We start from the raw sequence: 21,862 nt of genomic DNA on the forward strand, positions 1-21,862 counted from the left end.
ACTTCTAATCAAAAAAAGCGGAAGAGAAGTCGAGAAACTTTTCTTCCGCTTTTTTAAACAAAGATGTAATTTTGTTTGTTTCGATCAGGAAAGAAACGTATAATAAAGAGGAATTAGTCGAATGAAATGGAGCAGATAACATGGTACAATCATTAAACACAAAAGTTGATTTAGTTATAGATGCGACGGCATTTACAGGATTAACAGATTATGGACAAATTATGATAGGTGACCGCGGGTTTGAATTTTACCATGCCAAAGATCCACGTAAGTTTATCCAAATTCCGTGGGAAGAAGTCGATTACGTGTTGGCTTCAGTAATGTTCAAAGGAAAATGGATTCCTCGTTATGCGATTCAAACCAAGAAAAATGGGACGTATACGTTTGCTTCAAAAGAGCCGAAGCGAGTGTTACGAGCTATTCGTGAATATGTTGACCCAGATCATATGGTCCAATCTTTGAGTTTCTTTGATGTCATAAAAAGAGGGATTCTCTCGATTGGGAAAAAGAAAAAATAATTTATAACTGTTACTTTTTTATAAACTAGATGAAAAAGTAGCGGTTTTTTTGTGGGAAAACGAGGGACTTATTTATACAAAAAAGGCACAATTTTGCACCAAAAAAGAGACAATCAAGTGATACGTTGTTTTTAATGGAGTTATCATTGAAATGGTTTTCAGAAAGCACGATGAAAATATTTGACACCTTGTAAAATAGTAGTAACATAATAAGTGTAATAAATTATTTTATAGAGGAGTGAGTGTCATGGAACAACGACAACATCATGGAATGGACTGGGGTTCATTAGTATTAGGAATTCTATTTGTTCTGACTGCATTAATTTCTTTCCAAAATCCTGCCGGTAATTTAATTGCCATTGTGATGGTTTTTGCGATTTTTGCTATTATTAAAGGGATTTTCGAAATTTTTGTACGTAATCGTATGAAAGAATTGCTAGGCTACAAAGCTTATGCACCAATCATCTTAGGGATTATTGATATCCTCATTGGTGTTTACTTATTGTTTAACTTAAATATTGGTGTCGCTGTGTTACCATTTGTTTTTGCAATTTGGTTTTTATTCGACTCAATTTTCGGCTTATTTACTTTAGATTTTGCTAAACGAGTAAGCACAGGTTACTTCTGGTTCACATTAATTGTTGACGTTTTAGGGATTATCTTAGGTGTAATGTTATTATTTAATCCATTGTTTTCAGCACTAACTTTAAGCTTCTTAGTTGGCTTCTACTTTATGATGTTTGGTATTAGTAATATTGTATATGCTTTTAGATAAAAGAAGTAAAAAAACAGGTTTTCCGAAAAGGAAAACCTGTTTTTTTTTAATAACGACGGTGGCAGTTGCCATTATTTCCCGAAATTGTTCGAACAAGCCACACGATAATCGCTACGGGAACTAAAATTTTTACTGCTAGCCACAATAAGCTTCCCACGATACCGACAACGGCACTAAAGAGTGAACCGACAACTAAAAATAAAAGGACCACTAAAAGAATATTTATAAACATTGGTCGTTGATTATTCATACGTACTACCTCCAAATTTTTCCTGTTTTCTATATACAGAGTATAGCAAGAACGCGCAACAAGCACCTCCATCGGAAGGCTGATTTTTTTCTCTGGCGAATGATGGAGCCGCTGTTGGTTATTTTGGACTTTCTTATTGAAATAATCAGAATATTCTGGTGTATAATTATAAAAAATGATTTAAAGTGAGGGATTGGATGTCGACTGAGGGATTAATCGCTTTGTTAGAAAAGAAACGAAATCATTTAAGTAAAATTGAAAATCAAGTACTGGATTATATTTTGACGCATATGACGGAAATTAGTTCACAAACCATTTATGAGGTGGCGCAGGCGTTGTTTGTCTCAACAGCCACTATTTCTCGGACAGCAAAACACTTAGGTTATCGAGGCTTCCAAGAATTAAAATACGCAATCGTCCAATCGGTGCAGAGCGAGAGCACAGAAAGCGATAGTCGTAGTTTTCAAGCTATTACGCAACAGTTGATTGCCAATGTGCAAGATAGTTTTCAACAAATGGATGAAGCCAAAGTCGCGGAAATGCTTAAAATGATTGAGCGTGCGAATACGATTGAAGTGTTCGGTGTTGGTGGCAGTTTTCCTATTTGTACTGATTTTGCACGAAAGCTAACATTTTTAGGAAAAAAAGCCTATGCACGATCTGATTGGGATGAACAAGCGGCAGCAGTTAAGAATCTGGATGGACAGGATTTAGCCATTTTTGTCAGTTATACAGGAGAAACTAAGGGGATTTTAGCGTATGCACGTGTAGCGCAGGAACAGCAAGTGCCGATGATTAGTTTGATTTCGACTAAAGGAAGCACCTTGGAAAAATTGTCGACGACGACGTTATTTGCCAAAGGGACGACACGTTATCATCAGCGCGTGGATTTAAGTTCAAGAATTGCTGTCATTTGTTTGTTCGATACGGTTTTATTAATGTACGCAGAGGCAAAGCAACCGCGGTAATTTTATGCAACACCATACTAAATGATGTAAGGGGATACAGAAAGAGTGTAGCCTCTTTTTTCTTTGTTTTGGGCTAGTTATAATGAGGGCAATGAATGTAAACGCAATCATTTTTAGTTTTGTAAAGAATGAATGGAGGAGTTAAGAAATGGCAGTAAAGAAAAAGAAAGCGACTTTCTGGGAGTTTTTCCAAGGATTAGGTAAAACGTTTATGTTGCCAGTGGCTTTATTAGCTTTTATGGGGATTTTGTTGGGATTAGGAAGTTCTTTTTCCAGTGAATCCATGATTGAAACGATCCCGTTTTTAGGAAAGCCCGCAGTGAAAATTATTTTCCAATTTATGTCGACAATTGGTGGTTTTGCGTTTGCCTATTTACCTGTCATGTTTGCAATGGCCATTCCGTTGGGGTTAGTTCGGAAAGAAAAAGGAATTGCTGCGTTTTCAGGTTTCGTAGGCTATACGGTGATGAATTTAGCGATTAATTTCTATTTAGTGCAGACGAATCGCCTCGTGGATCCTGAGCAGTTGCGGGAAGCCGGCCAAGGAATGGTTTTTGGGATTCAAACGATTGAAATGGGTGTTCTTGGTGGAATTATCGCTGGGCTTATTGTCTATAAGTTGCATAATCGATTTTATACGGTGCAACTACCAGATAGTTTTGCCTTCTTTTCTGGCGCACGGTTTGTGCCAATTATTACTTCATTAGTAATGGCATTCGTGGGCTTAGTAATTCCGTTAGTTTGGCCACTTTTCGCGCTAATGATTATGGCGATTGGCCAACTTATCCAACGTTCTGGTATTTTTGGGCCTTTTCTGTTTGGTTCAGGGGAACGTCTACTGTTACCGTTTGGGTTGCATCATATTTTGGTTTCCATGATTCGTTTTACTGAAGCAGGGGGTTCAGCGGTGGTGGCTGGCAAAGAAGTGTTTGGTGCGTTAAATATTTTCTATGCAGAATTGCAAAATAATTTACCGATTTCACCAAGCGCAACAGCTTTCTTGTCACAAGGGAAAATGCCGACCTTTATTTTTGGCTTACCAGCGGCGGCACTTGCGATGTATCATACTGCAGCTCCGGCGAATCGACATAAGATTAAAGGCTTACTCCTTTCGGGTGTAATTGCTACGGCTATCACTGGCATTACAGAACCAATTGAATTTTTATTCTTATTTATTAGTCCATTATTATGGCTGTTTCATGTCATTATGACTGGTCTAGGTTTCATGGTAATGGCTTTATTGGGTGTTGTGATTGGAAACACTGATGGCGGGCTACTGGACTTTGTTATTTTTGGCTTGTTACAAGGAACTTATACAAAATGGTGGTGGGTTCTCATTGTCGGCGCTATCTGGTTTGTTGTTTATTATTTCGTCTTTAAAACAGTCATTGTAACCTTTGATTTAAAAACACCTGGACGAGACAAGGTCTTAGATGAGACTGAATATACCGATCAAGAAGTTCAATATAAGAAAACGGGTGGCTATGATGCGCCTGGGATTTTAGCGGCTTTGGGTGGGCAAGAGAATATTCAAGCTATTGATAATTGCATTACGCGTTTACGTTTAGTGTTAGCAGATGCTAATAAAGTAGATGATGACAAATTAAAGCAATTAGGGGCTTTAGGCGTCGTGCATTTAGATGCGCAGAATGTGCAAGTGATTATCGGAACCAAAGTGACAACGGTCCGTAATCAATTAGAGATGATTTTAGGTTAGAAAAAAGACAGAAGGTGAAGAGTGTGTCGTTTGATAAAGCAATTGATCGACGAGGAACGTATTGTACACAGTGGGATTTTGTAGAAGATCGATTTGGGGAAGCGGACTTGCTTCCCTTCACTATTTCCGATACGGATTTTGCTGTGCCAGAGGCAGTTCTGGCAACATTACAGGAGCGTTTGAAACATCCCGTATTTGGCTATACGAGGTGGAACCATCCACAATTAAAAGAAGCAATTCAAACGTGGTACCAGACAAGATTCCAGACGAAGATTGAAGAACACTGGATTATGTATACCCCGACCGTTATCTATGGGATTTCTGCGTTGATCCAATTATTAACTAATGAAGGGGAGGGCATTATTTTACAAACACCTGCGTATGATGCATTTTTTAAAGTTATTCAGGAAAATAAGCGGCAAGTAGTGGCAAATGAACTGCTTTATCAAGAGAAGCGCTACAGCATTGATTTTATTGATTTAGAAAAAAAACTAGCGCAACCAGAAAATCGCTGTTTGCTTTTATGTTCCCCGCATAATCCAACAGGACGTGTTTGGGAGCAATGGGAATTAGAGCGAATGGTTTCATTGTGCCAACAGTATGATGTGTTTTTACTTTCTGATGAAATTCATATGGATATCGTTAATAAAGGCCAAGTTCATCGACCAATTACGCAATTTGGTTATAAAAAATCTGCCATTATTACCAGTGGCACGAAAACCTTTAATTTTCCAGGGCTGATTTTTGCTTACGCCCTAATTCCAGATAACGAATTACGTGACGCTTTTCAGCTCAAATTAAAAAATGCCGATGGTTTATCATCAACAAGTATTTTGGGAATGCTAGCAACCATGACGGCCTATCAAAAATGTGGTACTTGGGTTGACGAGTTGAATGATTATTTAGCGGAGAACCAACGTTACGTGAAAGATTTTTTACAGACATATTTGCCAAAAATTAAAGTGACGGAGCTGGAAGCCACTTACTTAATGTGGTTGGACGTATCAGCGGCAGTTCCAGATGTGGCCCGCTTACAAGAGGCTTTAGTTTCTGTGGGGAAAGTCGCCATTATGGACGGCTCGATTTATGGCGGTAATGGACAACGATTTTTACGGTTAAATATTGGCTGTTCGCAAGCAAAACTACACGAAGGACTTGAAAGGATGCGCCAAGGTTTTGAAGCTGTTTTACAAAAGGATGGCACAGCATCAGCGCTTGGGAATAATTGAGAAAAGATAGCATTCCGAAAATGGTTGCAGTACAATGGAAAAATAGAAACAAATAAAATAACAAAAAGTAACAACTTGTCATTTACTGGGGGAAAAGAAATGAAAACAATTAAAACAAAGCAAGCACCACAAGCAATTGGGCCATATTCACAAGCAAAAATTGTGAATGGTTTATTGATTACTTCTGGTCAGATTCCACTGGATCCTGAAACAGGCAAGGTGGTTGGTACAACGATTAAAGAACAAACCAATCAAGTACTGAAAAATATTCAAGGGATTTTAACAGAAGCTGGTAGTGATTTTGCTCATGTAGTCAAAACGACATGCTATTTACAAAATATGGCGGATTTCACGGCATTCAATGAAGTCTATGCTGAGTATTTTAGTGCGGAATATCCTGCACGCACAACGATTGAAATCTCTAAATTACCGATGGATGTGTTGGTGGAGATTGAGATTATCGCAGAAGTAGTGGCGTAAAAAATACAGTTAAAAGAGTGAGAAAAAAATCGTCTTAGATTTTTTTCTCACTCTTTTTTTTCAATAAAACAATACGATTCAGCCAAAATGTCTAGCCGTGCTGGAAAATTTTCAGCAAATAGGCTACCATGGAAGAAAATCGATAAAACGAAAGTTAAATGAATAGAAAAGAGATATGAAAGAGGCTATAAGATGAAAAAAAATATTAGCCAACTAACGCAGTGGTTGAAAGAACACAGTTTATTATTGAAACTAATTTTTCTTGGTTCTGTATTAGTTTTCGTGGCTAACCAAGTGACACATATCGCTCAAGGCATGACCTGGGCGGATATTTTTTCCACGATGGAACAACAAAGTACGGGGCGTTTAATTGGTATGGTCTTGGCAGGACTATTAGGGGTTATTCCGATGCTCCTTTATGACTATGTAGTCGTTAAATTATTGGAAAAAGAAGGTAAGCCACCAATGAAACGAATGGATTGGTTAACTTCGGCTTGGGTCACCAATACCATTAATAACTTAGCGGGTTTTGGCGGCGTGGTTGGTGCAACGCTACGGATTAATTTTTACGGAAAAGATGTACCACGGGGCAAGGTTGTAGCAACGGTCTCAAAAGTTGCTCTGTTCTTGATTTCAGGGTTATCTATTTTATCTTTTGTGGCGTTTGTTGATTTATTTTTTATTCGAACCCAAAATGTTTTTCGTGAATATTGGGTTTGGTTATTATTGGGCAGCCTGATTGCGCCAGCGCTCTGGTTTTTCACGTATTTAAAACGGCGAACATTGTTTAAAACATTTTTTCCAAAAGCGGTGCTCCTATTATTCGGCGCTTCATTAGGTCAATGGCTAGGTGGGATGTTTGCTTTCTTAATGATAGGTCGTTTGATGCAGGTACCAGTTTCGATGGTTTCTGTTTATCCAATGTTTGTTATCGCTACGTTAATCGGGATGTTAACCATGGTTCCTGGTGGTATGGGAACGTTTGATGTCTTAATGATTTTGGGCTTATCACAATTAGGGATTGATCGATCACAAGCGGTCGTCTGGTTGTTGTATTATCGTTTGTTTTATTATGTGACGCCTTTTATGACAGGAGTTATTTTGTTCTTGCAACAAGCAGGCATGAAAGTTAATCAATTTTTTGATAATTTACCTCGGTTATTTTCACAAAAAGTGGCGCATTTTATTTTGGTGGCGGCGTTATATTTTGCAGGAATTATGATGGTTCTATTGTCGACTGTGACGAATTTGTCGAATGTCAGTCGTTTATTCCAAGTGTTACTTCCCTTTTCTTTTAATTTTTTAGATCAGACATTGAATTTATTTGTAGGATTCTTGTTATTAGGTTTAGCTCGAGGCATTTCTATGAAAGTGAAAAAAGCTTATTGGCCTACAATTATTTTACTAGGATTTTGTATTGTAAATACGGTGGCACGAACGACTTCGTGGCAGTTGATTACTGTTTATGCTGTTATTTTATTGGCGGTTATTTTGGCTCGTAAAGAATTTTATCGTGAAAAGTTTGTTTATTCATGGGGCGCTTTAACGGTAGATAGTATTTTGTTTGGCTGCTTGTTTATCGGTTATGCGGTTGCTGGCTATTACGCCGCACGACCAGCTGGTGGCAATCAAGTTATCAATCACTTTTTGTTGTTTCCGTCAGATGATGTTTGGTTTAACGGATTGATTGGTTTAAGTATTTCCTTGATTGGTTTATTCTTTTTGTATCAATATTTAGCCGAAACAACTGTTACTTTAGGTGAGGGGTTTGAGGAAGCGCGGTTGACACGCTTTTTGGAAAAATTTGGTGGCAACGAAGGCAGTCAATTTTTGTATTTAAAGGATTATGGTCATTTTTATTACCAAGAAGAAGGCGAAGATCAAGTACTTTTTGGGTTTCAAATGAAGTTTAATAAATGCTTTGTCTTGGCGGATCCAATTGGGCAACGAGAGAAATGGACAGCGGCGACACTGGCGTTTATGGATCAAGCTGATTTGTTAGGTTATCAATTAGTTTTTTATCGTATCTCGGAAGAATATGTTATGAATCTTCACGATTGCGGCTTTGAATTTATGAAAGTTGGGGAAGAAGGCTTGATTCAATTTGATGAGCCGTCAACAGTGAATCAAACAGCCTGGACGGAAACAGTGACTGAAAAAATAGCAGCGGAAGCAGCGGATTTTCAGTTTGAATTTTATCCCGAAACGATTAGTGATGCCTTATATCAAGAGTTAGAACGAGTTTCTGCGGACTGGTCACGGAATCAAAAAGAGCGCTACTTTATTGGTGGACGGTTGGATCCCGAGTACTTGAAATGCAGTAGCGTGGGCTTGGTGAGACAGAAACAAACGGTCATCGGTTTCATTACGGGAAAAGAAATGGAAAAAGGCAAAAGTATTTCGTATGATTTGTTACGTATTCGTTCAGAAGCACCTGCTTTTACTAGAGAATATTTGTTCACTCATTTTATTGAAACCTATCAACAGCAGGGCTATCAATTAATTGATATTGGGATGGCGCCGTTGGCTAACGTAGGGGAGAGCAAGTACTCTTTCTTAAAAGAACGCTTTGTTAATATTTTTTACAAGTATAGTTATCAAATTTATGCGTTTCAAGATACACGCAAGCGCAAAGAACAATATGTCACTAGTTGGCAACCACGTTATTTTGCTTATCCTAAGCGGACCAGTGTCCTCTTTGCTTTTGTGCAACTTTCCTTGTTGATTACGAAAGGAAGACATCAAAGTGTTTCGCTTGTGGAAGAAGCAATGACTGAAATTTAAAAAAATCACGCGATGACTTAGCCATCGCGTGATTTTTTATTTGTCTTCTTTTTTACGGTTTCGTCTAGCTGGAATCAAGGTTACGTAGGCAACGAAACCACCAGTACATAGAACGAATAACACGATGCCAGGAATCAATCCTTCTGGTAAATAAGAGAACTGAATAGTATGGGTTCCAGCGCTGACAGGAACGCTTAGAAAGGCATCTTTAAAGGCTTTTGGGGTAACTTTTTTGCCATCAATTTTGACACGCCAACCTTTGTCATAAGGAATTGTAGTGACGAGTACTTGATCTTTGTCGGCGGTAAAGGTACCTGAAGCAGAGCGTTTGCCAGTGGTTAAATCAACGCCTTTTTCTTGCACGGCGGAAATGGCTTTTTCAAATGCATTGGTATTTAAGCCAACTACTTGCGGCTGAACAAAACTTACTGCTTTGGTTCCATAAAAACTTACTTTGAAGTTAACAGTTGTATCTTTGGGATAGTAGCCTAAATTATAATATTGGCCAGTAATGCCAATTTGTGATTGCTGACTCGAGCCGTTCACGGTGACCGTCGCAGTGGAACTTTCCAATTGAGCAAAATCCGTTGGGAATAAACTCAAATAAGCTTGCGTATTGGCGGGAACATTGACTGTATAAGAAATCTCTTTGGCTACGTTATGTTGTTTCTCCGTAAAAGTTACGCCAGCTGTATTTTGCGTAATTGTCACGTTATTTTGAAGCGTCATCGTTGGTTGATAAAAGGTAAAATACCGTTCATTGGTATTGGCTAAAGCATTTAGTAAATTTGTTTGACTACCTAAATTATCATTGAGAGGTTGCCGGACATTGTAAATCTCTTTGTCTGCTAAAAATCCTAACGGCAAAGCATTTTCGTTACGATAAAGCTGATATTTACCAGCAGCTGCTTGTCGCTCAAAGCCGAATTTCATTGGATTGTTTTCAGCAATATTGTATTTAATGCCCATCAAAGCATCCATTAACAAGGTATTATTTTGGTAACGAATATTTAAATTCGTGCCTCGTGAGCGGAAACCTAAGGCGTTTAGGTATGTTGAAGAATGTCGGTTCCGCACGGAAGAAAACATGCTAATGCCACTGTAGCCATAGTTAATGCCGTCATTGGCCGAAACACCATTTAAATTTTCCAAGCGGTAAAAGGTATCATTTTCTTTTTTTGTTTGATCGACTAGATTTTTTAAGTCAGGATAAGGTTCAGAATACAAACTACGTGATGCGTAGTTCCAATCATCTAAAATACCAGTGACCATCGCCCGTGTGTTAATGATTGCTTCACCAGAAACGAGCAGCAATAACAAAATCACTAAGTATTGCATAGGCGCTTTTTTCAATTGATAAAAAGCAATTCCGAAAAAGTATAATAGCAAAAAAGTTGCTGTTAATACGAAAGAGGTTAAAGTCACATACGTATAACTAGTAGCACCTTTTGTGCCCATTGCAAGAGCAAAAATTGCTAAAAGAATCAAAATCAAGCCGCTTAAGACGCCGAGATCATCCTTTTCAAATTTTTCCCAACCATAACCAGCAAGCAAAATAACTAGGAATGAAAAGAGGAAACTATAGCGGAAAAGAAACATGTTCGGCGCATGCATACCGTGCCAGAATAAATTTAAGGGCGTGATGTAAAAGCTAGCAATCAATAGGACAAACAAACTGCCAAAAAGTAGTTTGTTTTTCAACGGAACTTCTTTCGTAACGAAATAGAAGAGACAAAAAATCAAAGGCAACAACCCAATGTAAATAAAAGGAATGGACCCATATTTGGTTGTATCGTAAACGCCAATCATATTTTTCATAATAATATCTAAAAAGGCAGTCGCTTCTGTTTTAAAGGTTGTAATTTCAGAAAGAGTTTCACCATTGGTTCGTAAATCTAAGACAGCAGGTAAGACCATAATCATGGATGCTCCACCAGCTAAAAGAGAAGTAGTAAAATACGCAACGATTCGAGATTTATATCGTTGCCAGTCTGTAAACGTTCGTGCAAAATAGTACAGGAAGGAAAACAACCCAATCATAAAGCCAAAATAATAATTTGTAATGAAAAGCAAGAAATAACTGACAAACAATAATGTCGGTTTTCGTTGGTCCATTAAACGATGAATTCCTAAAATTACGAGTGGCAGATAAATAAAGGCATCCAGCCACATAATTAATTCCGAATGGGCCACAATGAAGGACATTAGCGCATAAGACACACTTAAAGTCACATGGGACCATTTAGGAATCTTAAAGGTTTGTTTTGCCAAGAACCAAAAACTCAAGCCGGCACTCCCAATTTTCAACAACGTTAGGAAATAGAGCGCATCAGGCATGTTTTGATTGTTAAAGAAAAAGACGAGCGGCGTAAATAAGCCACCAAGATAATAGGAAATTAAGGACAAGTAGTTTAGTCCCAAAGAAGCATTCCACGTATAGAAAAGACTTTGTTTTCCATGAAGAACATTGTTAAAGCTTGCGTGAAAATTTGAAAATTGAGAAAAGGCATCGCTGGCTAAAACACTGCGACTACTTCCTGGATAAATCCCAATACTCAAATAGATAATTGCCATAATTAAAAATGGAATGAAGAAACTGGCTAACATATAAGGCCAGTTGTTTTTTAAAAACTGCCTACTTTTATTTTTCATAAATAACCTCACCTGATTTTTCGAAAGTACCTATAGTTTATCATACTCTTTATTTGATGTACCAATAGAAGAAAAACTTTAAAATTTTATTAGGATCCTAAGGGTGGGGGGAAACGATTTTCCTACACTCAAGCTAGCTTCTAGCGAGGGATTAAAAGACTCTCAAACGGTTATATGAAGTCGATTTTCCAATCACCACATCAAACAACGAATATTCTCCGAAAAATTGCTGAAAACACCCTGTGGATAACTTTGTGCATAACTCTGTTGAAAACCACAAAAAAGCTTTTTATCTCGGTTTATCCACAAGGATAAGTTTTCGAGTTGCTAAAAAAAATAGACGCAAGTTCAGAAGGGCTGCTTGCTAAAAGTAAAGGAGCCCCTAAAGTTGAAAGAAGATGAAAACGTTATTAAAACAACGTTTTCATCTTCTTTTCTCTAGAATTTACAAAGATTTAATGTCGAACAAATAAGCACTGTGGAAAAGTTTTTTGGAAAAAATAAGAAATTTCATCCACAAAGTTTTCTGTGGAGAATTTAAAAATGCTTGTCAAGCTTTTTTTGAAAAAATGTGGATAACTTTTTAAAGACACACTTTTTTCCATTTGCGAATTTGCGTTCGGAAACTAGTAAAAGGGGCAATGCTATTAATGTGAATCCATTTCCAAAGAGGCCATTGTGCTTTGGTGGTCGCCCAAGCCCGTTGTTGAGGTAAAAATAATTCGTCTTCGGAAAGCGAGTCAATCCAATGAAGTAATTTTTCTAAGATGTCTTGCAACGCAATCAGCTGACTTTCTAAACTCATTTGTCCATAAGTTTGATAAAATGATTGATAGAGAGCGCCCAGTTGATTCCATTTATAGCCTTCAGCTGGCGTTTGAACGGTCAGACCACGTTGTTCTTGTTCTTCCCAAGAAAGCAGCAAGTTGAGCCAGCCTAATTGATAGGCTAAGTTCTCTGAAGGTGTTTTAGCTACTGTTTCAATTCGGTGATCTTTAAGTGTTTCAGGAATTTCTGCAAATTCAGCTAAATATTTTTGTGAAGCTATTTGAATGGCCTCAATCAAGGCTTCTTTTGATTCATAGGTTCGCATTCTTCGGCTAACGTCCTTTCTTGGTAGGATCTGCTTGTTTTTCTTGAGTAATTTGAGTGACTAAACCAAAAGGATCTTTCACAATCGCATAAAATGTTGCAAATTCATTTTCAATTGGTTCTTGGATAATACAGGATTCGGGATGGCGCGTGAGTTTTTCAAAAATTGTTTTGGCAGAGTGACGGCTATTGACGGTTAAGCTGAGGGTCAATTGTTCTGTGGGCGTGGTATTCATTCCTGCAAACAAAGGATTATCAGCTAGTTGTAATTGAAAAGTGTCCATTTGTAAAATCGAGTGAGAAAGCCAGTGTTCTTCGCCAGCGGGAATGGTCAAAGAAGGATTTAAGCGCTCTTTAAATTCTTGATTAGTAATTTTAAAAAGAATATCACCAGCAAAGGCTTCTTGGTAAAACGTCAAGGCTTCCGTTGCTCGTCCATTTAAGACCATAAAAAGGGCAAATTGTGTGTTTTTCATTGTTTGAACCTCCTAAGATTGATAAGATAAGCATAACAATAAAAGGTGTCAAAAAGTGACACCGATGGAGGGAAAAATGAAAAAATCAGAACGTTTAAATCAGGAACTTTTTTTCTTGAGAACCCATCCTCAGTTTAATTTAAATCAGTTAATGAAAACTTTTGGGATTTCTAAAAGCACAGCTTTGCGGGATATTGAAGCTTTGGAAAATTTAGGCGTGCCGCTATATGTGGAGAATGGTCGTTATGGTGGCTATCGAGTTTTAAACAAACCGTTGTTGCCGCCGATTTATTTTAATGAAAACGAAGTGTTAGCGATCTTTTTTTCGTTACAATTACTGAAATTAGTTGCAGAGTCACCGTTTGGTCATTCCTATCAGCAAATTAAGCAAAAATTATTGCATTCTTTAGATGAACCAACCCAATTTAAAATCAGTCAAATGAGTAAGGTCGTCTATTACGAAGGAATTGAACAAGTAGAAGCACCAGGCAATTTAGAGCAGCTGTTTCATTGTATTTTGGCGCAACAAGTAATTCAGTTTAACTATACCAGATATGAAGCAACAACGAAAAAAATCTTACCAACCCGGTTAGCTATTTTAGAAGGGTATTGGTATTGTTCAGGCTATGATGTGACTAAAAAGGCTTGGCGTACTTACCGCTGTGATTTTATGGAGGCTATTCAGCAGTTAAACCAAACACTGGATTTTACGACTGAAGAACTGAAAGAATCGTATCGCCATCAACAAACGACGGCACGTACGATTCCATTTAAAGCAATCATTACAGAAAAGGGCAAAGAATTTTTTTATAAACATCGCTTTGACAATATTCAGTTGGAAGAAACGCCCACGCAGTGTTTTTTAGTTGGACAGATTCATCCAACAGAAACACAATTTTTAGCCAACTATTTTATGGGCTTTGGTGAAGAAGTGACAATTTTAGAGCCAGTCCAAGTGAAACAAGCATATGTAGAAAGTATAATGAGGATTCAAAAAAAATATCAAGAATAGATTGTGGAACTGTGAACAATCTCATGTGTAAAAATGCACATTGGAGAAGAGAAAGAAAAACCCTTGATCTTTAAATCAAGGGTTTTTCTTTCTAAGAACGTGCTTGCCCATTTCCATAAATAACATATTTTGTCGAAGTAAGCTCTGCTAAGCCCATAGGTCCACGGGCATGTAATTTTTGCGTACTAATGCCGATTTCGGCGCCAAATCCAAATTCAAAACCGTCCGTGAAACGAGTTGAAGCATTCGCATAAACAGCGGCTGCATCCACTTGTTGTAAAAATTGTTGTGTGGCAAAGTAATTATCACTAATAATACTTTCAGAATGTTTTGTATTGTAGCGATTAATATGCTGGATGGCTTCGTCCAAAGAATCAACGACTTTCACTGCTAAGATAAAGTCGAGAAATTCCGTTTCCCAATCTTGTTCAGTCGCTGGAATGGCTTCTTCAAAAATTGCTAACGCACGTTCATCTGCCCGAAGTTCCACGTGAAACTCCTTCAAGGCTTTTTCAATTGTTGGTAAAAAGGCTTCAGCCACCTCTTGATGAATTAATAACGTTTCGGCGGCGTTACAGACAGAAGGACGTTGACATTTAGCATTGACAATAATTTCAGTTGCCATTGTTAACTGGGCGTCTTTGTCCACGTAAATATGACAATTGCCCGTGCCCGTTTCAATAACAGGAACAGTGGCTGTTGTCAAAACAGTTTTGATTAAGTTGGCGCCGCCACGCGGAATGAGGACATCCAAGTAGTCATTTAAGCGCATAAGTTGTTGGGCTGTTTCTCTAGAAGTATCATCAACAAATTGAATGAGATGGGGAGAAACGGCTTCTTGGATTAGCGCTTCTTGTAAAATTGTCACCAATATCTGATTGGAGTGAAACGCTTCTTTTCCGCCTCGAAGAATAACAGCATTTCCCGATTTGAAACAAAGGCTAGCGGCATCTGTTGTCACGTTTGGCCGCGATTCATAAATGATTCCAATAACACCTAAAGGCACGCGTTGTTGCCCAATTAACAGTCCCGCTTCATTGCGCCACATTTTATCTACTTCCCCAATTGGATCGGGTAAAGTAGCGACTTGGCGTATGCCCTCAGCCATCGCTGTGATCCGTTCTTCTGTTAAACGTAAGCGGTCTTGCATTGTTTCAGAAATTCCGTGGGTAGCGGCTTGCTCTAAATCTAATGCATTTGCTTGTAAAATGCGGGATGCATTGGCTTCAATGGCTGCGGCCATTTTGTTTAACAAAGTATTTTTTTGACGAGTATTCATCAAGCCTAGCGTATAAGAGGCTTCTTTAGCTTGTTGCCCTAGTTGCTTTAAATCAGTCACTTTCATGCCCTCCTTTAATAAATAACGTACCGATATCTTTTCCTTCTAAAATTTCAAAAATGATTTTTGGCTGCTTTCCGTTTGCTAAAATCATCGCCTGTTGATTAGCTAACACACGTTCAGCAGCTTTTAATTTACTAGACATCCCACCAGTGCCAAAGCGGCTTCCCTTACCACCGGCTAATTGGAACAAGTCTTCATTAATTTCATTGATTTCAGAGAATAACGTGGCTTCTTTGTTGACAGTAGGGTTATCTGAAAAGAAACCATCAATATCTGATAACATAACTAACAAGTCAGCTTGAACAATTTGGCAGACAATGGCAGATAATTGATCGTTATCCCCGAACTTGGTTAAGTGATCCAATTCTTCAATTGCGACAGTATCATTTTCATTGACGATAGGAATAATATTCATTTTTAACAGTTGTTCAAAAGTATTGGTAACATTATTGCGACTTTCAGGATATTCAATAACATCACGTGTTAATAAAACTTGTGCCATTTGTTGGCTATAGGTTGAAAACCGCTGATTATAAATGTTCATTAATTCTGCTTGTCCGACTGCAGCGACTGCCTGTTGTTCTGGAATTGTCGTTGGACGCACAGATAGATTTAATTTATTCAGTCCGACACCAATTGCGCCAGAAGAAACTAAAATAATTTCTTTGCCTTGGTTGCTTAAATCACTCAAAGTAAAGGCTAATTGATCAATTGCTTTTAAGTTAATATTGCCATTGGGATAAATCAGAGAACTGGTTCCGACTTTGATCACAATTCGTTTGGCCTGTTGGAGTTTGTTTCTCATAAGTGCCTCGTTTCTTTTTACAGTAAAATTTGACACTCATTATAACAAAATCAGCGGCTACTAGAAAGTGCTAAATAATGAATAGTAAAGAAAGTTTAATGAAAGTGTGAACTTTTTGAGGGAATCTTGGGACTTTTTGGGATTTGGTCTGTTTATTTTAAGAGAAGATGATAGACTAAAAGAAGGAAAATAAACAAAAATTCTCCTCTTTTTTGCGTAGTCTAGATTAACTGGGCTTTTAGAAATGAGAAACTTACTAAAAACAACCAGAGTATCAGAGATTATGGTAAAATAGGAGTAGTTTAGACAGTAGGGGAGAATGAATATGAAACAACGTGGTTTTGAGATTATTTCTAAGTATCAAGAAGAGGGCTTGAGTGTCCCACAACGAGCAACAAAAGGTGCCGCGGGGTATGATTTTCAAGCAGCCGAAACGGTCGTTGTACCAAGTCTTTGGAAGTTACAACAAGCTGGAGAAAATCCCAAACCAATTTTAGTTAAAACAGGAATTAAGGCGTATATGCCTGATTCTGAATATTTAGAATTGGTAAGTCGTTCTTCGAACCCGCTAAAACGGTTCCTACTTTTAGCGAATGGTGTCGGAGTCATTGACAGTGATTATTATAATAACGAGAATAACGAAGGACATATCATGTTCCAATTTTTAAACTTTGGATATGAAGATGTTGTCATTGAAAAAGGTGAACGAATTGGCCAAGGGATTTTTAAGCCGTTTTTATTAGCGGATGATGACCAAGTCGATGCAGAAAGAACGGGCGGTTTTGGTTCGTCTGGACAAAAATAAAGCCCATTTTTTCAGTAGGCAACGTTATTCAAACCATTTAATAAATGTTAAAATAAACAACAGATAAGGAGATTCTACATGGCAAAAAAAGCAAAAGTTCAATTTGAATGTCAAAGCTGTGGGTATGTGTCTCCAAAATATCTCGGCCGCTGTCCTAATTGCGGACAATGGAATTCGATGGTGGAAGAGGTTATTCAAGATACTTCTGATCGTCGTGCTAGAGTAAGTTTGACTGGTAAAAAGACACAACCACAACGGTTATCTGAAGTCGTACCTAAAAAAGAGCCTCGTGTAAAAACTGAATTAGTGGAGCTGAATCGGGTTTTAGGTGGTGGCGTTGTTCCAGGTTCATTAGTTTTAATCGGTGGCGATCCCGGAATAGGTAAGTCAACATTGCTCTTACAAGTATCGCAACAATTAGCAGCCACAGGTGGCACGGTTTTATATGTTTCTGGTGAAGAAAGTGCTGAGCAAATTAAATTACGAGCGGAGCGTTTAGGCACCGTCAACGAGACATTTTACTTATACGCAGAAACAGATATGCACGAAATATCACGAGCCATTGAAAAATTAGAACCAGACTATGTCATTATTGACTCGATTCAAACAATGACGCAGCCAGATGTTACCAGCGTTGCTGGTAGTGTCAGTCAAGTCCGAGAAACAACTGCCGAATTATTGAAACTGGCAAAAACGAATGGGATTGCCATTTTTATTGTCGGACACGTAACGAAGGAAGGGTCTATCGCAGGGCCACGGATGTTGGAACATATGGTAGACACGGTTCTTTATTTTGAAGGAGATAAGCATCACACCTTTAGAATCTTACGGGCTGTCAAAAATCGGTTTGGCTCAACGAATGAGATTGGTATTTTTGAAATGCAGACACATGGATTGGTTGAAGTTATGAATCCTTCTCAGGTCTTTTTAGAAGAACGTTTAGAAGGAGCCACCGGATCTTCAATTGTGGTAGCAATGGAAGGTTCACGCCCCATTTTGGTGGAAATCCAAGCGTTAGTTACCCCAACGATGTTTGGCAATGCCAAGCGAACGACCACCGGGTTGGACTTTAATCGCGTTTCTTTAATCATGGCGGTTTTAGAAAAACGGGCAGGCCTTTTGTTACAAAACCAGGATGCGTATCTAAAAGCGGCTGGTGGAGTCAAAATTAATGAACCAGCTATTGATTTAGCGTTAGCAATCAGTATTGCTTCTAGCTATAAAGAAAAAGGAACCTCATCTTCGGAATGTTTCATTGGTGAGATTGGTTTAACTGGTGAAATTCGCCGCGTGAATAGTATTGAACAACGAGTGCGTGAAGCGCAAAAACTAGGCTTTACAAAAGTCTATGTCCCTAAAAATAACCTTGGTGGCTGGGAAGCGCCTGAAGGGATTGAAATTATTGGCGTTTCAACAATTGGTGAAACGTTAAGAAAAGTTTTTAAATAATGAAAAAAGTAGAAATAATCCGTTTAGGTTGTTGGTGGCGTATGATTTTTGTACGCCCCACAACACTAGACGTCTTTATTAAATAAACGAGGAGGATGGCTATATGCAAAAACGAATCATCACGTTGCTGATGATCATTGCTGGTGCAAGTTTAGGAATTTCTCTTTTCCCAATGGCTTGGGAAATGGCTAAGCAAGGCAATAACAGTTGGTTAAACAATAACTTTACGAACGGATTAATCGGTGCAATTATTTTCTTTATTTTATCTTTAGGGTTAGCAAAGTATATTGTTTCCGCTGTCAAAAAAATCGAAGCAGCTTTAAATGAAATGAGTTTAACCTATTTATTATTTGGAAGTATTGGTGCCATCATTGGTTTAACAATTGGTGTCATTATTTCCATTCCAATGTACAACTTACAAATTCCTGTCGTGAATAGTTTACTACCAATTCTAGTTATGATTATTCTGGGTTACTTAGGTTTCCGAATGGGAACAACACGGATTGAGGAGTGGAAAAAAGTTTTTACACCTCGCCAAAAGAAAGCAAATACGGAAGACACCGAAGGACAAATGTTGGAACGTAAAGTGGAAGACAACTTCCATAAATACAAAATTTTAGACACCAGTGTCATCATTGATGGCAGAATCTACGATATCGCGAAAACAGGCTTTTTAGAAGGTGTTTTGCTCATCCCTAACTTTGTTTTATATGAATTACAATACATTGCTGATTCTGGAGACAGTTTAAAACGGGTGAGAGGTCGTCGTGGCTTAGATATTTTAAATGCTTTACAAAAAGAAGAAGGTATCTCCGTTGAGATGTATGACGGAGATTTCGAGGATATCTCTGAAGTAGACAGTAAATTAATCAAATTAGCAAAATTATTAGATGGCGTGGTTGTGACCAATGACTACAACTTAAATAAAGTCTCTGAATTTCAAAATGTGCCTGTTTTAAACATTAATGCTTTAGCTAATGCTGTGAAACCAGTGGTGATTCCAGGTGAAACGATGAATGTGATGGTTGTAAAAGCCGGAACAGAGCGTCAACAAGGGGTCGCTTACTTAGATGATGGCACAATGGTTGTGGTAGAAGATGGCCAGCATTACATGAATGAGCAAATCGAAGTGGTTGTTACAAGTGCTTTACAAACCGCAGCTGGGCGTATGATTTTTGCCAAACCGGCGCACGCGGGTCGCGGGATTAATGATCGCAAGGATAACCATCCTAAAAACGATAAAAATTAAGCAAAGTGAGGACTTAGTATGATTCGAATCGGTCAAGGTTTTGATGTTCATCAATTAGTTCCGCAACGACCTTTAATTATTGGTGGGGTTACTCTTCCTTATGAAAAAGGTCTGTTAGGGCACTCAGATGCCGATGTTTTAACACATGCAATTATTGATGCAATCCTTGGTGCCGCTGGTCTGGGTGATATTGGGCAACTGTTTCCCGAAACCGATCCGCAGTTCAAAAATGCGAATTCTGTAAACTTATTAAAAAAAGTAAATGAAAAAGTTGGGCGGTCGGGCTTTACTATTGGCAATATTGATTGTACAATTTTAGCGGAAGAGCCAAAGATGAGCCCATACTTGGCAGAGATGAAAAAGAATCTAGCCGCGAGTTGCCACTTAGCGGTCACACAAGTGAACATTAAGGCAACGACCATGGAAACGATGGGCTTTGTTGGTAAAAAAGAAGGAATCGGCGCAATTGCCGTTGCTTTATTGGAAAAATAACTGAAAACGACGTTAAACCGTCTGTTTTTAAAAAATGGAAAGAGGAATGAACATGACGAAAGTTCGTGTGCGTTACGCACCAAGTCCAACTGGACACTTGCACATTGGGAATGCAAGAACAGCATTATTTAACTACTTATTTGCCCGCCATAATGACGGAGAATTTATCATTCGTATCGAGGATACCGACCAAAAACGGAACATCGAAGACGGCGAGAAAAGTCAGTTGGAAAACTTAGCATGGTTAGGGATGGAATGGGATGAATCACCTGCTCATCCGGGAGAATATGGTCCATATCGTCAATCAGAACGTAAAGAAATTTACCAACCATTGATTGATCAATTATTAAGTAGCAATCGTGCGTATAAGTGTTATTGTACGCCAGAAGAATTAGAAGCAGAACGTGAAGCACAACAAGCTCGTGGGGAAATGCCTCACTACGCAGGCACTTGTGCGAATTTAACACCTTCTGAACAAGCAGCCAAAGAAGCGGCTGGTCTAGAACCAGTGATTCGTTTCCGTGTGCCACGTAACACAGAATACAAATTTGATGACATCGTAAAAGGTGAAATTACTTTTGAGTCAGATAACATTGGTGGCGATTTTGTCATCCAAAAACGCGATGGGATGCCAACGTATAACTTTGCCGTTGCAGTAGATGATCACTTAATGAAAATTTCTCACGTTTTACGTGGCGATGATCATATTGCGAACACACCAAAACAATTAATGATTTACGAAGCGTTTGAATGGACACCACCTGTCTTTGGCCATATGACCTTAATCATTAATTCAGAAACTGGCAAAAAATTGAGCAAACGTGATGAAACAATTTTACAATTTATTGAACAATACCGTGAATTAGGTTACTTACCAGAAGCCATGTTCAACTTTATTGCTTTACTAGGATGGTCTCCTGTTGGCGAAGAAGAAATCTTCTCACAAGAAGACTTGATTAAATTGTTTGATGAACAACGCTTAAGCAAGTCACCAGCGGCCTTTGATGCGAAAAAATTAGAATGGATTAACAATCAATACATGAAACAAATGGACTTAAGTGAACTAACAGATATGTGTATTCCTTATTTAGTCGCTGACGGTCGTGTTGAAGAAAATCCATCTCCTGAAAAAATCGAATGGTTAAAACAATTAGTTAGCTTGTATCAACCACAAATGAGTTATGCAGCTGAAATTGTGGAACTATCAAACTTGTTCTTTAATGAACATCCAGTTTTAGATGATGCTGCGAAAGAATTCTTGCAAGGAGAAACAGTGCCAACTGTGTTACATGCGTTTAAAGAACAATTAGAAGCCTTGGACGTTTTCGATGTGCCAAGTATTAAAGCAGCGATTAAAGCCGTCCAAAAAGAAACCGGCGTTAAAGGAAAAAACTTGTTTATGCCAATTCGAATTGCTGTTTCTGGACAAATGCATGGTCCTGAATTAGGTGAAACTATCGAATTATTAGGCAAAGAAAAAGCATTAGATCATTTAAATAAAGTGTTATAAAAACACAAAGAATAGAAGAAGTAGACAATCAGATGGATTTCAGAGACGCTGTGGGTGGTGAGAACAGCGAGCATCTTTTGTCGAAATGCATCTATGAGTGGCTTCGGTGAAAAAAGTAACCGAAGACGTCGGCAGGCGTTAACTGTATCGAGGCAAGAGCTAGTTCTTGTGAAGAAAAGTGGAACCACGCATGGGCGTCTTTTAAGCAACGTTTTTTTGTTGCTTAAAAGACGTTTTTTATTTTTGTATAATAGAAA

Annotated in this window: 19 protein-coding genes and 1 other annotated feature; of the genes, 13 read left to right on the forward strand and 6 right to left on the reverse strand. The window is 38.3% G+C overall.

Annotated elements, in window-relative coordinates; all coding sequences use genetic code 11:
• The first annotated feature begins 140 nt into the window (after nt 1-140).
• Together IGK70_RS00105 and IGK70_RS00110 are read left to right on the forward strand one after the other, a co-directional pair.
• Nucleotides 141-518, forward strand: a complete 378-nt coding sequence (locus tag IGK70_RS00105; protein WP_002356033.1) for a DUF956 family protein — start codon at nt 141-143, stop codon at nt 516-518.
• 247 nt (nt 519-765) lie between these two features.
• Nucleotides 766-1,293: an HdeD family acid-resistance protein gene (locus tag IGK70_RS00110; protein WP_220421771.1), complete on the forward strand. Its 528-nt coding sequence runs from the start codon at nt 766-768 to the stop codon at nt 1,291-1,293.
• Nucleotides 1,294-1,339: 46 nt separating this feature from the next.
• Here the strand turns inward: IGK70_RS00110 and IGK70_RS00115 are convergent, their stop codons facing one another.
• Entirely contained in the window at nt 1,340-1,543 is a 204-nt protein-coding gene (locus tag IGK70_RS00115; RefSeq protein ID WP_002383512.1) for a hypothetical protein, read from the reverse strand.
• Nucleotides 1,544-1,740: 197 nt separating this feature from the next.
• On the opposite strand from IGK70_RS00115, the gene IGK70_RS00120 reads away from it, so the two are divergent.
• The 5 genes from IGK70_RS00120 (at nt 1,741) to mprF (ending at nt 8,721) form a co-directional block, all read left to right on the forward strand.
• A complete protein-coding gene (locus IGK70_RS00120) occupies nt 1,741-2,511 on the forward strand; it encodes a MurR/RpiR family transcriptional regulator (protein ID WP_002387434.1) in 771 nt (256 codons plus the stop codon).
• A gap of 148 nt (nt 2,512-2,659) precedes the next feature.
• A complete protein-coding gene (malX, locus tag IGK70_RS00125) occupies nt 2,660-4,228 on the forward strand; it encodes a maltose/glucose-specific PTS transporter subunit IIBC (protein ID WP_002378674.1) in 1,569 nt (522 codons plus the stop codon).
• 14 nt (nt 4,229-4,242) lie between these two features.
• A complete protein-coding gene (locus IGK70_RS00130) occupies nt 4,243-5,457 on the forward strand; it encodes a MalY/PatB family protein (RefSeq protein WP_016618494.1) in 1,215 nt (404 codons plus the stop codon).
• 99 nt (nt 5,458-5,556) lie between these two features.
• A complete protein-coding gene (locus IGK70_RS00135) occupies nt 5,557-5,937 on the forward strand; it encodes a RidA family protein (RefSeq protein WP_002356039.1) in 381 nt (126 codons plus the stop codon).
• 192 nt (nt 5,938-6,129) lie between these two features.
• Nucleotides 6,130-8,721, forward strand: coding sequence for a bifunctional lysylphosphatidylglycerol flippase/synthetase MprF (mprF, locus tag IGK70_RS00140; protein WP_002407592.1), 2,592 nt, complete (start codon nt 6,130-6,132; stop codon nt 8,719-8,721).
• Between the two features lie 36 nt (nt 8,722-8,757).
• Here the strand turns inward: mprF and IGK70_RS00145 are convergent, their stop codons facing one another.
• From IGK70_RS00145 to IGK70_RS00155, 3 genes are all read right to left on the reverse strand, one after another.
• Nucleotides 8,758-11,373: a YfhO family protein gene (locus IGK70_RS00145; RefSeq protein WP_002361467.1), complete on the reverse strand. Its 2,616-nt coding sequence runs from the start codon at nt 11,371-11,373 to the stop codon at nt 8,758-8,760.
• 583 nt (nt 11,374-11,956) lie between these two features.
• On the reverse strand, nt 11,957-12,466 hold the full coding sequence (locus IGK70_RS00150; RefSeq protein ID WP_104855844.1) for a ClbS/DfsB family four-helix bundle protein: 510 nt from the start codon (nt 12,464-12,466) through the stop codon (nt 11,957-11,959).
• 7 nt (nt 12,467-12,473) lie between these two features.
• On the reverse strand, nt 12,474-12,941 hold the full coding sequence (locus IGK70_RS00155) for a VOC family protein (RefSeq protein ID WP_002364587.1): 468 nt from the start codon (nt 12,939-12,941) through the stop codon (nt 12,474-12,476).
• Nucleotides 12,942-13,005: 64 nt separating this feature from the next.
• Here IGK70_RS00155 and IGK70_RS00160 point away from each other — a divergent pair, with 64 nt between their 5' ends.
• Nucleotides 13,006-13,953 carry a helix-turn-helix transcriptional regulator gene (locus IGK70_RS00160; protein WP_162783093.1) on the forward strand — a complete coding sequence of 316 codons (948 nt, stop codon included), beginning with the start codon at nt 13,006-13,008 and terminating at the stop codon, nt 13,951-13,953.
• Nucleotides 13,954-14,044: 91 nt separating this feature from the next.
• On the opposite strand, the gene IGK70_RS00165 is transcribed toward IGK70_RS00160, so the two are convergent.
• Together IGK70_RS00165 and proB are read right to left on the reverse strand one after the other, a co-directional pair.
• Nucleotides 14,045-15,298, reverse strand: a complete 1,254-nt coding sequence (locus IGK70_RS00165; RefSeq protein ID WP_104855842.1) for a glutamate-5-semialdehyde dehydrogenase — start codon at nt 15,296-15,298, stop codon at nt 14,045-14,047.
• Entirely contained in the window at nt 15,285-16,100 is an 816-nt protein-coding gene (gene proB, locus IGK70_RS00170; protein ID WP_002389550.1) for a glutamate 5-kinase, read from the reverse strand. Before proB ends, IGK70_RS00165 begins: the two co-directional genes overlap by 14 nt.
• 319 nt (nt 16,101-16,419) lie before the next feature.
• On the opposite strand from proB, the gene IGK70_RS00175 reads away from it, so the two are divergent.
• The 5 genes from IGK70_RS00175 (at nt 16,420) to gltX (ending at nt 21,605) form a co-directional block, all read left to right on the forward strand.
• Entirely contained in the window at nt 16,420-16,905 is a 486-nt protein-coding gene (locus IGK70_RS00175; RefSeq protein ID WP_002367569.1) for a dUTP diphosphatase, read from the forward strand.
• Between the two features lie 78 nt (nt 16,906-16,983).
• Nucleotides 16,984-18,354 carry a DNA repair protein RadA gene (gene radA, locus IGK70_RS00180; protein ID WP_002356050.1) on the forward strand — a complete coding sequence of 457 codons (1,371 nt, stop codon included), beginning with the start codon at nt 16,984-16,986 and terminating at the stop codon, nt 18,352-18,354.
• 103 nt (nt 18,355-18,457) lie between these two features.
• Nucleotides 18,458-19,603 carry a PIN/TRAM domain-containing protein gene (locus IGK70_RS00185; protein ID WP_002368622.1) on the forward strand — a complete coding sequence of 382 codons (1,146 nt, stop codon included), beginning with the start codon at nt 18,458-18,460 and terminating at the stop codon, nt 19,601-19,603.
• Nucleotides 19,604-19,621: 18 nt separating this feature from the next.
• Nucleotides 19,622-20,095, forward strand: coding sequence for a 2-C-methyl-D-erythritol 2,4-cyclodiphosphate synthase (gene ispF, locus IGK70_RS00190; RefSeq protein ID WP_002367570.1), 474 nt, complete (start codon nt 19,622-19,624; stop codon nt 20,093-20,095).
• A 52-nt stretch (nt 20,096-20,147) separates the two neighbouring features.
• Nucleotides 20,148-21,605 carry a glutamate--tRNA ligase gene (gene gltX / locus IGK70_RS00195; RefSeq protein ID WP_010706819.1) on the forward strand — a complete coding sequence of 486 codons (1,458 nt, stop codon included), beginning with the start codon at nt 20,148-20,150 and terminating at the stop codon, nt 21,603-21,605.
• Nucleotides 21,604-21,810 (forward strand) — a binding site (T-box leader). It overlaps the preceding gene by 2 nt.
• The last annotated feature ends 52 nt before the right edge of the window (nt 21,811-21,862 follow it).

The organism is Enterococcus sp. DIV0358, assembly GCF_051713465.1.
Lineage (GTDB): Bacteria > Bacillota > Bacilli > Lactobacillales > Enterococcaceae > Enterococcus > Enterococcus faecalis.